12 protein-coding genes are annotated in these 12879 nt (G+C 64.5%); 9 read left to right on the top strand and 3 right to left on the bottom strand.

Annotated elements, in window-relative coordinates; genetic code table 11:
• Nucleotides 1–126 precede the first annotated feature (126 nt).
• Nucleotides 127–1338: an MFS transporter gene (locus tag ACWGTI_RS25545; RefSeq protein ID WP_454589691.1), complete on the top strand. Its 1212-nt coding sequence runs from the start codon at nt 127–129 to the stop codon at nt 1336–1338.
• 3 nt (nt 1339–1341) lie between these two features.
• Here the strand turns inward: ACWGTI_RS25545 and ACWGTI_RS25540 are convergent, their stop codons facing one another.
• A complete protein-coding gene (locus ACWGTI_RS25540) occupies nt 1342–2814 on the bottom strand; it encodes an MATE family efflux transporter (protein WP_454589690.1) in 1473 nt (490 codons plus the stop codon).
• Nucleotides 2815–2877: 63 nt separating this feature from the next.
• Here ACWGTI_RS25540 and ACWGTI_RS25535 point away from each other — a divergent pair, with 63 nt between their 5' ends.
• On the top strand, nt 2878–3672 hold the full coding sequence (locus tag ACWGTI_RS25535; RefSeq protein WP_454589689.1) for a L,D-transpeptidase: 795 nt from the start codon (nt 2878–2880) through the stop codon (nt 3670–3672).
• A gap of 76 nt (nt 3673–3748) precedes the next feature.
• On the opposite strand, the gene ACWGTI_RS25530 is transcribed toward ACWGTI_RS25535, so the two are convergent.
• Nucleotides 3749–5230, bottom strand: a complete 1482-nt coding sequence (locus tag ACWGTI_RS25530; RefSeq protein WP_454589688.1) for an esterase-like activity of phytase family protein — start codon at nt 5228–5230, stop codon at nt 3749–3751.
• 171 nt (nt 5231–5401) lie between these two features.
• Between ACWGTI_RS25530 and ACWGTI_RS25525 the strand changes: the two genes are divergently transcribed.
• Nucleotides 5402–6157, top strand: a complete 756-nt coding sequence (locus ACWGTI_RS25525; protein WP_454589740.1) for a bestrophin-like domain — start codon at nt 5402–5404, stop codon at nt 6155–6157.
• A gap of 71 nt (nt 6158–6228) precedes the next feature.
• Nucleotides 6229–6543 (top strand): ferritin family protein, encoded by a 315-nt coding sequence (locus ACWGTI_RS25520; protein ID WP_454589687.1) that lies wholly within the window; start codon nt 6229–6231, stop codon nt 6541–6543.
• Nucleotides 6544–6628: 85 nt separating this feature from the next.
• On the opposite strand, the gene ACWGTI_RS25515 is transcribed toward ACWGTI_RS25520, so the two are convergent.
• On the bottom strand, nt 6629–7654 hold the full coding sequence (locus tag ACWGTI_RS25515; RefSeq protein ID WP_454589686.1) for a LacI family DNA-binding transcriptional regulator: 1026 nt from the start codon (nt 7652–7654) through the stop codon (nt 6629–6631).
• A gap of 194 nt (nt 7655–7848) precedes the next feature.
• Between ACWGTI_RS25515 and ACWGTI_RS25510 the strand changes: the two genes are divergently transcribed.
• From ACWGTI_RS25510 to ACWGTI_RS25490, 5 genes are all read left to right on the top strand, one after another.
• Complete coding sequence (locus ACWGTI_RS25510; protein ID WP_454589685.1) at nt 7849–8880, top strand: Gfo/Idh/MocA family protein; 1032 nt, start codon at nt 7849–7851, stop codon at nt 8878–8880.
• Nucleotides 8877–9785: a sugar phosphate isomerase/epimerase family protein gene (locus tag ACWGTI_RS25505; RefSeq protein ID WP_454589684.1), complete on the top strand. Its 909-nt coding sequence runs from the start codon at nt 8877–8879 to the stop codon at nt 9783–9785. The genes ACWGTI_RS25510 and ACWGTI_RS25505 overlap by 4 nt, the downstream gene beginning before the upstream one ends.
• Before the next feature lie 100 nt (nt 9786–9885).
• Nucleotides 9886–10893: a substrate-binding domain-containing protein gene (locus ACWGTI_RS25500; protein ID WP_454589683.1), complete on the top strand. Its 1008-nt coding sequence runs from the start codon at nt 9886–9888 to the stop codon at nt 10891–10893.
• An 85-nt stretch (nt 10894–10978) separates the two neighbouring features.
• On the top strand, nt 10979–11776 hold the full coding sequence (locus tag ACWGTI_RS25495; protein WP_454589682.1) for an ATP-binding cassette domain-containing protein: 798 nt from the start codon (nt 10979–10981) through the stop codon (nt 11774–11776).
• Complete coding sequence (locus tag ACWGTI_RS25490) at nt 11773–12822, top strand: ABC transporter permease (RefSeq protein ID WP_454589681.1); 1050 nt, start codon at nt 11773–11775, stop codon at nt 12820–12822. The genes ACWGTI_RS25495 and ACWGTI_RS25490 overlap by 4 nt, the downstream gene beginning before the upstream one ends.
• Nucleotides 12823–12879: the final 57 nt, after the last annotated feature.

Genomic DNA, 12879 nt, shown 5'->3' with positions numbered 1-12879 from the left:
AAGGGAGGATTTCGGGCAAGGCCATACTGGCAAGATTGTCAGGAGCGGGTTGGGCAAGTGGAACGGCCGTCCTTACATCGACGTTGGACTTCTATTGGGGCGTTGGGCAACTGGCCGGAGGTTGCCATGACCAGCTATACCGAGACCATGACGACGCGCGACAATGAACTCGGCGGCCGCGCCGGGATGGCCGCCGTTGCTGCGATGATTGCAGCTTTGTTCGCCGGCAGCACGGCGCTGACGCCGCTTTACGTCATCTACAAGCAGGCCTTCGGTTTCTCGCAGATCACGCTGACGCTGGTCTACGCCGTTTATGTCGTCGGCAATCTCGGCGCATTGCTGATGTTCGGACGTTTGTCCGACGGCATTGGCCGCCGTCCTGCGGCCTTGGCGGCGATGGCGGTGGCGGTGGTCAGCGCGCTGGTGTTCTTGCTGGCCGAGAATGTCGCCTGGCTCGATGCGGCCCGCATCCTGAGCGGCCTTGGCATCGGCATCGGCGCGGGAACCGGCACCGCCTGGCTGGCGGAGTTGATCGAGGGCGAGGACAAGTCGCGCGCCGCCGTCATCGCCACGAGCACCAACTTCGTCGGCCTCGGCCTTGGCGCGCTGGTGTCGGGGCTGCTCGCCGAATATGCGCCGTGGCCATTGAGACTGACGTTTGCGGTCTATCTTGCCTTACTCGTGGTGGTCACGATCCTGATCTGGCGCACGCGGGAGACGGTCTCGCGGCCGGGACGGCTGGCCGATGTTTCGCTGCGGCCGCGGCTGTCGGTGCCGGCCGACATCCGCGCCGCTTTCGTGGCGCCAGCGGTGACCGGCTTCGGCGCCATGGCGCTGGTCGGCTTCTATGCAGCACTGGCGCCGAGCATCCTGGCGCAGCAGCTGCATGTGGCCAACCATGCCGAGGCCGGCGGGCTGTTCTTCGAACTGTCGATCGTTGCGGCCGCGACCATTCTGGGCACGACCTGGCTGCTCAGCCGCACCGGCATGCTGGCGGCGCTGGCGCTGATGATCCCGGCTGTGGCGCTGGTGGTCGCGGCGCAGATCTTTGCCTCGATGTCGCTGATGATCGCCGCGACGGCCCTGTGCGGCGTGGTGGGCGCGCTCGGCTATCGCGGCGGCCTGCAGGTTGTGAGCCAGATCGCACCGGCGGATCGCCGCGCCGAAGTGGTGTCGGCTTTCTTCATCTGCTGCTTCTGCGGCAACGCGCTGCCGGTGATCGGCATCGGCCTGCTGTCGAGCTGGACCAGTGCCGCGACTGCAAGCCTGGCCTTCGCAGGCATGATCACGATCTTCTCGGTAATCGCTTTGGTGTTCGGCGCCAAATATGCGCGCTGAACCTTACCCGTTCGGCGTCTCCGGCGCCATGTTGGCGCGCTGGCGCGGGATGCCGAGGCCGGTGTCAGGCGGCTCACCGGCTGCCGGCCGATCCTCGATCATGTGCATGGTGCGCCAGCGGCCGAAACGATAGTAGGCGGCGGCCAGCAGCAGCGAGGTGATCGATCCCGCCGGAAAACTCCACCACAGCGCTTCCGCGCCGATATAGCTCCTGAAGAAATAGGCAAAGCCGGTGCGCACGACGAGCACCGAAATCACCAGGATGATCAGCGGCGGCATCACCGCACCTGTGGCGCGCACGGTGGCGAACAGCACGATGGTGATGCCGAACAGGATGAATGACCAGGACGCTATCCTGTTGATATGGGCGGCGATGTCGATCGCGGTGCTGTCACCACTCAGGAAAAGGCTCAGCACGGGCCGGTCGAAGAAGAACAGCAGCGCCACCAGCGCGCCGGTGAGCACGAGGTTGAAGCCGACGCCGGAAGCGGCGATGCGGCCGATCCTGTCCCAGCGCCCGGCGCCGACATTCTGCGCCGCCATGGAGGAGACCGCGGCGCCGATCGCCAGCGCCGGCATCTGGATATAGGTCCACATCTGCGCGGCGATGCCGTAGGCGGCGGCGACCTGCGAGCCGTAGGTATTCACGATGCCCATCACCGTGAGCGCCGCCGCGGAAATCACGATCATCTGCAAGCCCATCGGCACGCCCTTGAAGACGACGATCCTGAGCAGGGTCGGGTCCGGGCGCAGTAGAGCGAGGTCGGCGCCGGCGATTCTGAGCGGATGCTTTCGCGCATACAGCACGACGAGGATGGCGATCACGCTCACCGTCTGGCCGACCAGCGTCGAGGTGGCGGAGCCGGCTATGCCGAGTTCGGGGAAGGGGCCGATGCCGCGGATCAGCAGCGGGTTCAGCACGATGTCGAGCACGACCGCCAGCGCCATGAAAAAGAACGGCGTGCGTGAATCGCCCGCACCGCGCAGCACCGTCATGACGAAGGACAGGAGGTTCATCATCGGCACAGCGACGAAGATGATGCGCAGATAGGAGCGCGCCAGCGGCAGCGCGTCGGGTGGCGTGCCAAGGGTGTTGAGGATGGCGTCGACCCAGATCCAGCCGCAGACGGCGAAGACCACCGAGACGAGGAAGAAGAAGGTGGCGCTGGTGCCGACGATGCGCCGCGCCTCGGGCAGGTCGCGGGCGCCGACCGATTGCGCCACCAGGATGGTCGCCGCCATGCCGATGCCGAACACCGTGCCGAGGATCAGGAACAGCACCAGATTGGCGTTGGACGTCGCGGTCAGCGCGGATTCGCCGAGAAAGCGGCCGACCCAGACGGCGTTGATCGAACCGTTGAGCGATTGCAGTACGTTGGAGCCGAGCACCGGCAGCGCGAACAAAAGCAGGGTGCGCGGGATGGGGCCGCTGGTCAGGTCGACGGTGCGCCGGCGCGCGGGCATTCTTTCGTCCATGGGCTGCTCGGCGAAGGTTCATCTCAAAGTCCGCCCGGCAATGATTGCCAAATCGGGGGGATCATGTCCGACAATCCGCTTTTTTCCGAGCGCCTGAACCGGCGCGCGTTTCTCGGGGCATCCGCCTTGGGTGCCGCTTCCGTGGCGCTTTCGGCCTGCACAACCACGGACGTGGCGCCGCCGCCGGTGGCAGCGCCGCCGCCGCCGAGCGAATCGGCTTTCGGCGCTGCCGAAAGCATGTACGCGGCACGCGTCGACGAGGGCTATCAACTGCCGGCGATCCCGATATCCAAGCTCGATCCCAAGTTCGTGCGCCAGATCGTGACCGACCCGACCGGCGAAAAGCCGGGCACCATCATCGTCGATACGTCGGAACATTTCCTCTATCTGGTGCGCGATGGCGGCAAGGCGATCCGCTACGGCGTCAGCCTCGGCAAGGCCGGTTTCGGCTGGACCGGCAGCGCCGTGGTCCAGGCGCGCAAGAAGTGGCCGGTGTGGACGCCGCCGCCGGAAATGATTCAGCGCCGGCCGGAACTGGCGAAATACAAGGACGGCATGCCGCCGGGACCGCAGAGCCCGCTCGGCGCCCGTGCGCTCTATCTGTTCCGCGACGGCAAGGACACGATGTACCGGCTGCACGGCACGCCGGAATGGGATTCCATCGGCAAGAACGCGTCGTCGGGCTGCGTGCGCTTCATGAACCAGGACATCATCGACCTCTACAGCCGGGTCAACGGTGTAACCCAGGTTTATGTGCGCCCGAACCTGTCGCCGGCCGGCAAGATCATGGCCGTGTCGAGCCGGACCGCCGAGCCGATCGATGCCGGCGTGCCGAGGGATGCCGAGATTTTGAAATAGGGCGCCAGCGGTATCGCTGATCGCCGACAAAAAGGCGGACGCGCCGGGCGCGTCCGCTTTTTTCTGTTGTATGCGACTACTTCTTGGCGAGGCCGGGAAGCGTGACCTGATAGACCAGGAACATGGTGTCGACATCGGCGCCGTCTTCGGCCTTGTAGGGCGCGCCGACCTGGAAGCCGTCCTGGGCGAGGAAGTCGTTGTCATTGCCGACGAACAGGAAATAGTCGTCGGGCAGCGCCGGATCGAGCACGCTGACCACCGACATCGCCTCCCACTTCTCCGAGAGGTTGTTCTTGTCGTTCGGCTTGCCGTCATGCAGGCCGAAGCGGCTGAGTTCCTTGTTGTCGTTGATGTCGATGAACGGCGTCAGCTTGGCCGGGGTCACCGAGGGGTCGAGCACGCCCTTCGGCGCCAGCGGCTTGTCGGCGGCATCGAAGGCGCCACCGGCAATGTCGGTCGCGGCCGACACGTCGACAACGAAGATCTGGCGGACAAGCGAAGTGTCGCCCTTCACGCCCTGGCCGTTGCCGCTATCGCGCGTCAGCATCAGGAAGGTCTTGTCGGACAGCGCCACGATCTCGCTCTGCGCGGCGATCTTGGTCTTGCCCTTGTCGTCCTTGAACACCGGCAGCGGCACGACATATTCATGCGCCAGCTTGAGATGGGCCGGGTCTGTCGCGTCATAGACCAAAGCGCGGGTGTTCTGGCGCGTGGCGCCGGAATCGCCGCCGTCCTGGCGGGGTGCGGACTGCAGCACCGCAATCAGCGACTTGCCGTCCGGGGTCAGCGCCATGCCCTCGAGGCCCTGGTTGTTCTGGCGGCCGGTCTCGGGATCCTTCGGATCGGGCTCTGCGGCACCGGGACCCGGATTGTCGGAGGCGAAGTTCGGCGTGCCCTTGCGCATCGGCACCAGGGCCGCCGGCGGCTGCGTCGCCGACATCAGGTGGCCGTCGGCCGAGAAGCGATAGATGTTGGGACCATATTCGTCGGAGATGAACATTGTGCCGTCGGGCAGCCGCGCGATCGCCTCATTGTCGAGCGCCAGCTTGCCGTTGGCCTCGGGCAGCATCGGCATGTCGCCGCTGGCGGCGCGCACGCCATTGAGCGGGTCTAGGCCGGTGGCGTCGGCTCCCTTGTCGTCGGTCAGAAGCAGGGAATCGGAGAGCGTCGCCTTGACGCCGGTCTGTTCCTGGCCGGCGGCGGGTGTCGCGCCCAGCGCGGTCGGCGTAAGCTCGATGGTGATGGTGTTGAGGCGCGGCCGGTAGTCGGTGGTGCCGACGACATTGTAGCCGCGATCCGGCAGCAGCCAGAGCGAACCCTTGTAGCCATTGGCGTCATGCGTCCAGCTTGCGGCGTCGATCGACATGCCGGAACCGGAGCCGAAGGTCTCGCCGAACTTGTCCTTCAGGTCGGCCGGGAGGCGGCCGACGCCGACCAGGCCCTTGTTGACGAAGCTGACGCCGCCAACGGTGGCGGTGCTGTCGGCAAGGGCAGGGGTCAAAGCGGTAAACAGCGCCAATGCGGCGCCGAGCGACAACGTTCGGTGCGAGATTTTCATGGAGATCCTCTTTGTGACAAGCCTTCGAGCGGCCGAGACTGCAAAGGGCTCTGCGTCGCATCGACGATCTCGCCCTCCCGCAAGCGGTCTAGGACGTGAACATGATACTTGCGTGACAAGTGCGTTCTGCCGGCCATTGGCATTCGTTGCTTGCCGTGCAGAAATGGCTGCATGCACGAAACACTCGTCGCGTTGGCTGTTTTCCTCTGCCTGACGGCGGCGCCGCTGGTCAGCATGGCTGTCTATGGCAAATTGCCCGCGCATCACCGCGAGGACGACACCAACAATGTGGTACGGCTGGCCGCCAACCTGTTCGTCGTCATGACCTCGCTGGTGCTTGGTCTGATGATCAACTCGGCCAAGAACACTTTCGAGTCGATCGACCGCAACGTGCACACATATGCGACGGAGTTGATCCTTCTCGACCGGTCGCTTCGACAATATGGGCCTGAGACTGCCGAGGTCCGTCAGCCACTGGTCGCTTATGTGCAAAGACAGACCAACAACTGGACAGAAGCCAACGAAACACCCCTCGTCGCCAACCGGCTGTCTGAACGTCTGTTGACCGAGATCAGCACACGATTGACCGCTCTGCAGCCTGCTGACGCAGCGCATGTTTCCGTGCAGGAGGACTCCCACCAGCATCTGCAGAAGGTGGTGGAACTGCGCTGGGCTTTGATTGAGCAATCGGAGGGTACCATCCCGCGGCCGCTGATCGTTATGCTCGTTGCCTGGCTGGTGCTGATCTTCGCCAGTTTCGGTTTCAGGGCGCCGCGGAATGCCATCACCATAGAGACGTTCGTGGTGTCGGCAGCGCTGATTGCCAGCGCTCTCTACCTCATCCTCGACATGGATATACCGTTCTCCGGTCCGATCCAGATCTCTTCTGCGCCTCTGCAGAGGACTTTGATTGAATTGCAGCAGTAAGCGGAACTTGCGGCGCTCCAGTGCATTCATGGGTACGGCCAGATTTGCCGGTCCGTTTGAGGGAGGGCGACATGGGCTTCGATCAGTATCACGAGCCGCCGGAAGAGCTGACGCAGAAGGTGCGGACCTTCGCCCGCATGATCACCTCGCTGATCGAAGAGGCGGAAGCGATCGGCTGGTACGAACAGCGCATGTCGGTCGAGAAGGACCCGCAGGCCAAGGCGATCATGAAGAATGCGCAAGGCGAGGAGTTCAAGCATTTCGGCATGGATCTCGAATTCCTGCTGCGCCAGAAGAAGGAGTGGCGGGCGGAGCTGAAGGAAATCCTGTTCACGACCGGCGACATCGTCAAGGCCGGCGAGCGGGGCGAGAAGAAGGTGGACTGAGGCCGACCGGCCTAGAGCAATTCCAGGAAAAGTGTGAAACGGTTTTCCGTCCGGAATTGCCTAAAAATAAGGATAGAGCGGCGGATCAGTCGCTGTCGCGCGCGATCAGCTCCAGCGGCCAGACTTCGCGGATGATGCGCGGACCTTCGGGGCCGGCAAAGGCCGGGATCGAGGCCAGCAGCATTTCGGCCAGCCGCCTTCCCATCGGCTCCAGCGCCGGGCGGAAGGCGGTCAGCGCCGGCGAGAAATAGCGGCAGAGCGGCGTGTCGACGATGACGGTCACCGCAATGTCGTGGCCGGGTCGGATGCCCATCTCGGCCAGTGCCTTGCAGCCGCCGAGCGCCATGGCGTCATTGTTGAAGATGATGGCCGTCGGCCGGTCCTTTGCCAGCATCACGCGCGGCGTCACCTGGTAGCCGCCGGCCTCGTTGATGAAGCCGTCGGCGATCAGCGCCGGATCGACCTCGATGCCGTGCCGCTTCAGCGCCTTGCGGTAGCCGTCGACGAACAGATAGCCGAAATTCAGATTGAGCGACGGGCGGATGGCGGCGATGCGGCGGTGGCCGCGCGCCACCAGCCGGTCGACGGCGTCGCTGCCGGCCTTTTCGAAATCGAGGTCGAGCGAGGGATAGGCCTTGCCGCCGGTGCGGCTGCGGCCGAGCGTGGCGAAGGGGAAGCCGGCCTCGAGCAGATAGTCAATGCGTTCATCCTCACGCCGCGTCCAGGCCAGCACCACGGCATCGGCCCGGCGGGTCTCGACGACACGGCGCAGGCGCTCCTGCTGATAATCGCCAGGCGCGCCCATGACCACGGTGAGGTCAAGCCCGCTTTCGGCCAGCCGGCCCTGCAGCCCGATCAGGAATGGGATGAAGAACGGTTCGCCATATTGCTGGTCGCCCGGATGCGGCTGCAGCATGAAGGCGATCGAATGGGTGGCGCCTTGCCGCAGACTGCGGCCGGACTGGTTCGGTGAATAGTTCAGCTGCTTGGCGGCGGCGAGCACGCGCTGGCGGGTGTCGGCATTGACGTCGGCGCGACCATTCAGCGCCCGCGACACGGTGCCGATCGAAATGTTCAGGTGACGCGCAAGGTCGTGGATGCTGGACGCCAAGGACTGTTCTCCCCCTTGCCTTGGCTAGCACCGGCTGCCGCTCAGGCCAAGGGTTCGGGATGATTTTTGCTGGCAGCTGATTGACATTCTACGCCATCGGGTGTGTTCTCGTAAACGTTTACGGAAAAACGTTTACGGTGATGCCGTGGATGCCGTGACATTCGGTCTGGAGGACCGGACGGGAGGAATGCCGGATGATGAATGCCGTCCTCGTCGGCTGTGGTGCGATGAGCAAGGCCTGGCTCGATGCCGCAAGGCAAATCGACGGGCTTGCGATTGTCGGCCTGGTCGACCTCGACGCCGAACGGGCAAAGGCCAGGGCGCGCGAATATGGGCTGGATGGCGTCGTGATCGGCACCAGCCTCGAGCAGGTGCTCGGCCAGACCAGGCCGGACGCGGTGTTCGATGTCGTCGTTCCCGCCGCCCGCCGTGACGTCGCCTTCGCTGCCTTCGCCCACAACTGTCATTTGCTCACTGAAAAGCCGCTGGCCGACACGCCGGAAAATGCCCGCGCCATCGTCGAGGCGGCGCGCGGGGCAGGGCGCGTTCATGCCGTGGTGCAGAACCGGCGCTACGTCGCCAATGTCCGGCGCATAAGACGGTTTCTGGACTCGGGCGCCATCGGCAAGCCGACCAGCATCCATGCCGATTTCTTCGTTGCGCCGCATTTCGGCGGCTTTCGCGAGGAGATGGCGCATGTGCTTCTGCTCGACATGGCGATCCATACTTTCGACGCTGCGCGCTACATGGTCGGCGGAGAGCCGGCCGGCGTCTATTGCCAGGAATGGGAGCCCGCCAATTCCTGGTACCGGCAGGGTTCGTCGGCGAGCGCCGTCTTCGATCTCGGCGGCGGCAAGGTGTTCACCTATGCTGGCTCTTGGTGCGCCGACGGTTTCCGCACCAGCTGGGAAGGCAGCTGGCGCATCGTTGCCGAGCGCGGCAGCCTCATTTGGGATGGCAACGATACGCTGAAGGCGGAAATGGTGGTGCTGGGTCGAGACGGCCTGTTTGCCAAAACCCAGCCGATCGACGTGCTGCCGCTCGATTCCGCCGACCGCGTTGGCGGCCATCTCGGCATCATCCGGGATTTCATGCAGGCCATCGAAACCGGGACCGAGCCGGAAACGCGCGGCGCCGACAACATCAAAAGCCTGGCCATGGTTTTCGGCGCCATCGAAAGCGCCGAGACCGGACGCCGTGTGGCAATCGCACAGGACGCATCATGACGGCGAATCCGCTCCTCGACATCCGCATCGGCACCATGGTGCGGGCCAATCTCGACGATCCCGCGGCCTACATCAGGCAGATCCTGCCGTTGGGCTTCGAGAGCATCCAGCCCTTCTTCTGGCAGACGCTGGGTGGCAAGGATTTGCCGCAGCTGGCAGGTGAGATTCGCGAGGCGATCGGCGATGCCGATGTCGCCGTGTCCTCGATCGGCGTGTTCGGCAATCCGCTGGAGGATGGTGAGGTCGATCGCGGCGTGCTCGCCGCCTGGGAAACTGTCATCGACAATGCGCATCTGTTCGGAGCTTCGATGGTCACTGGCTTCACCGGCCGCCTGCGCGGCAGGAAGCTGACCGACAGCCTGCCGCGCTTTCGCGAGGTGTGGGGACCGCTCGCCAGGCACGCGGCCGACAAGGGCGTGCGCATCGCCTTCGAGAATTGCGCCATGAACGGCAACTGGGAAAGCGGTGACTGGAACATCGCCCACAATCCGGATGCCTGGGAGCTGATGTTCAACGAATTGCCCGACGAGAATCTGGGGCTGGAATGGGAGCCCTGTCATCAGCTCGTCTATCTCATCGATCCTGTCCCGCAGATCCGCAAATGGGCGCCGAAAATCTTCCATGTTCACGGCAAGGACGCGACGGTGCGCTGGGACGTCATCCGCGAGCACGGCGTGTTCGGCCGGCTGCCCTTCGTGCAGATGCGTACGCCCGGTTTCGGCGACAGCGACTGGACGCGGGTGATCAGCGAGTTGCGGCTGGCCGGATACAAGGGCGCCATCGACATCGAAGGCTGGCACGACCCAGTCTATCGCGGCGATCTCGAAATCACCGGTCAGGTGCGTGCGCTGGAGTATCTCAAGCAATGCCGCGGAGGAGCGGCCTATTTGCCGAACCCGGCGTGACGGCGGCCGGCGGGAGGAGCCGGCCTGAACAGATTGCGGCGCACTGCCGAAGCGAATGTCGAAAACCCTCGGCTTCCGAGGACAAAAGGGAGGAACGTGCATGAGCATCGCAACGAGAAAAACACTTCTGCGCTCGACCGTCGTGGCCGCCGCCACCGCGCTCTGCGCCGCCATCTCCACTCTGCCGGCGCGGGCGCTTGACGCCCAGTGGTGCAAGGATGTCCATATCCGCTTCTTCGTCGGCGGCGCCGAGGGCGACGCCTTCGGCACCATCGTCTACAATGGCGCCAAGCAGGCGGCGGCCGATCTCGGGCCGAAGGTCGACTACATCTTCTCCGCCTGGAACATCGAAATGATGGTGCAGCAGCTGCGCGAGGCGGTCGCCGTCAAGCCCAACGGCATCGCCATGATGGGCCATCCGGGCGACGCCGCCATCATGCCGCTGGCCGAACAGGCGCACAAGGACGGCATCAAGATGATGTATCAGAACGTGCCCCTGCCGACGGTCGTCGCGGCGTTCGGCGGCGGCTATGTCGGCGCCCAGCAAGAGCAGCAGGGCCGTGCGCTCGGCGTCGAGGCGTTCAAGCTCGCCAAGCTGAAGGCCGGCGACAAGGCGATCATGATCGGGCCGTTCGACAATGAGAGCCGCGGCGCGCGCGAGCGCGGAACGGTCGCGGCGCTGAAGGAGGCAGGCGTCGAGGTGGTTCAAATCAGTTCGCAGACCGAATGGGCGGCGGATCCCAATCTCGCGATACCGGTGATCACGGCTGCTCTTTTGAACAATCCCGACGTGAAGGTGGTCGGTTACCCCGGCGGCCAGATGCTCGGCAATGTGCCGACATACATGCAGGCAGCAGGGCGCAAGCCCGGCGACATCTTCAATTTCGGCTTCGACACCAGTCCGCAGATCGTCGATGCCTTCAAAGGCGGCTGGGTGCAACTGACGGCCGACCAGCAGCCGTTCCTGCAGGGCTATCTGCCGATCCTCAGCCTCTGCCAACAAGTGGTGCTGGGGCTGGCGCCGATGAATGTCGACACCGGCGCCGGTTTCGTCACGCCCGACAATTACGAGATCGTCGCCGAGCTCGCCAAGCAGGCGCTGCGCTGACCTCCCAAGCCGTCGGCCGGGTTCAGGCCCGGCCGGCGGGGCCGCCGGCGAAAAGGTCGGCATGCGACAATCAAGCGAGGATCCGATGGCCGAACGCCTTATCGAACTGCGCGACATCAGCAAGTCCTATGGCCAGGTCTATGCACTGGGCGGAGTCAATCTCAGCGTCGATCGGGGCGAGGTGGTCGGCCTCCTCGGCGACAATGGCGCCGGCAAGTCGACGCTGATCAAGATCCTGTCCGGCGTCGTAAAGCCGACCAGCGGCGAGATCCTGGTGCGCGGCGAGCCGGTGACCGGATGGAGCGCGGCGCGCTCGCGCGACGCCGGCATCGAGACGGTGTTCCAGGATAGGGCGCTCGCCGTGCAGCAGACCATCGTGCGCAACATCTTCATGGGCCGCGAACTCACCGGCTTCATGGGCTTTCTGAAGGTCAACAGGGAGATTGAGGAGGCGAGCCGGCTGATGCGCGAGATCGGCTTCACCTCAAAGGTGTTCACGCCGCAGTCGATCGTCGGCCAGCTCTCGGGCGGCGAACGCCAGGGCGTGGCGATCGCGCGCGCCATCTACAAGCAGGCAGAGCTGATCGTCCTTGACGAGCCGACGACGGCGCTGTCGCTGACCGAGACCGCCAAGGTCTTCCATTTCGTGCGCCAGGTGCGGGCGAGCGGCCGTTCGATCCTGTTCATCGGCCACAACATTCATCACGTCTTCGACATCGCCGACCGCTTCGTCGTTCTCGATCGCGGCAAGGTCGCGCTGACCACCGACCGCAGCCAGGTCAAGTCGGCCGAAGATCTGATCAACTTCATGGAAGAGGTCGCGCATCCGGGCGGGTTGGCCGGGCTGCACGACGCCGGCGACGCGGAGCAGAGAGCACGATGAGCAAGACCATGGAACCCGATCTGCACGAGCCGGCGGCCAGCATTCCCCGCCCCAATTCCCAGAAGGAGTGGAAGCACCCTTCCGATCACTGGATGCGCGGTTTCATCCTCGACAACCGCGCCTCGCTCGGCACGCTCGGCGTGTTCATCATCATGATGGCGGTGTTCATCATCGCCAACCCGACCGTCTTCACCACCTGGTATCTCTACAGTTCGGTGCTGACCACGCTGCCGGTGGCGCTGTTCGTGGTGGTGCCGCTGGTCTTTGTCGTCACCTGCAACGAAATCGACCTGTCGTTTCCGGCGACGATGGGCCTTGCTTCATGGGTCTTCGCGCTGGTCGTGCAGGCCGGCTATGATCCGTTCCTCGGCATCGCCGCGGCACTCGTCACCGGCATGCTGCTCGGTTTCCTGGTCGGGTCGCTGGTGGTCTATGGCGGGCTGTCGTCGCTGATCGCCACGCTCGGCATGAATTTCCTGCTGCGCGGCCTGATCCAGATCATCAACGAAGGCAAGTCGATCTCGCTGACCAGCCTCAGCGGCGACTGGGCCTACACGATCTTCTCCAGCCAGATCCACGGTATCCCGGTGCAGATCTTCTGGGCCATTGCCTTCGTCGTGCTCTCGGCGCTGCTCTACAACAGACATCGCTTCGGCGCGCAGGTGAGGGTGGTCGGCGACAATCCCGACAGCGCCCAGCAGATGGGCATCGACGTCAAACGCGTGCGGGTGAAAGTGTTCGTCTTCGTCGGCATAGGGGCTGCGATCGCCGGCTGCTTCTCGGTGATGATCAACTTCACCTGGTGGCCGACGGCCGGCGACGGCTATTTGCTGCCGGTGCTGGCCTCGGTGTTCGTCGGCGGCACGCCGACCTGGGGCGGCATCGGCACCGTGGTCGGCGGCGCAATCGGCGCGGTCACCGTGTCCTTCATCCAGACCGGCGTCGTGGCGGCGGGGCTGAGTGGCTTCTACGTGCAATTCTTCAACGGCCTGATCATCATCCTGTCGCTGCTGGGGCACAAGTGGAACCAGGCAAGGTATCGGTGAGGGGTGGGGAATAATTCCAGATCCCAGAAAAGGAAACTCGGGTGAATATATAGTAGA

This window comes from Mesorhizobium sp. ArgA1 (assembly GCF_053714375.1).
This window is presented reverse-complemented; position numbering and strand designations above follow the sequence as displayed.

Coding starts and splice junctions, on each gene's coding strand:
- ACWGTI_RS25545 (WP_454589691.1), top strand. CDS start 127: ATGACCAGCTATACCGAGACCATGACGACGCGCGACAATGAACTCGGC.
- ACWGTI_RS25540 (WP_454589690.1), bottom strand. CDS start 2,814: ATGGACGAAAGAATGCCCGCGCGCCGGCGCACCGTCGACCTGACCAGC.
- ACWGTI_RS25535 (WP_454589689.1), top strand. CDS start 2,878: ATGTCCGACAATCCGCTTTTTTCCGAGCGCCTGAACCGGCGCGCGTTT.
- ACWGTI_RS25530 (WP_454589688.1), bottom strand. CDS start 5,230: ATGAAAATCTCGCACCGAACGTTGTCGCTCGGCGCCGCATTGGCGCTG.
- ACWGTI_RS25525 (WP_454589740.1), top strand. CDS start 5,402: ATGCACGAAACACTCGTCGCGTTGGCTGTTTTCCTCTGCCTGACGGCG.
- ACWGTI_RS25520 (WP_454589687.1), top strand. CDS start 6,229: ATGGGCTTCGATCAGTATCACGAGCCGCCGGAAGAGCTGACGCAGAAG.
- ACWGTI_RS25510 (WP_454589685.1), top strand. CDS start 7,849: ATGATGAATGCCGTCCTCGTCGGCTGTGGTGCGATGAGCAAGGCCTGG.
- ACWGTI_RS25505 (WP_454589684.1), top strand. CDS start 8,877: ATGACGGCGAATCCGCTCCTCGACATCCGCATCGGCACCATGGTGCGG.
- ACWGTI_RS25500 (WP_454589683.1), top strand. CDS start 9,886: ATGAGCATCGCAACGAGAAAAACACTTCTGCGCTCGACCGTCGTGGCC.
- ACWGTI_RS25495 (WP_454589682.1), top strand. CDS start 10,979: ATGGCCGAACGCCTTATCGAACTGCGCGACATCAGCAAGTCCTATGGC.
- ACWGTI_RS25490 (WP_454589681.1), top strand. CDS start 11,773: ATGAGCAAGACCATGGAACCCGATCTGCACGAGCCGGCGGCCAGCATT.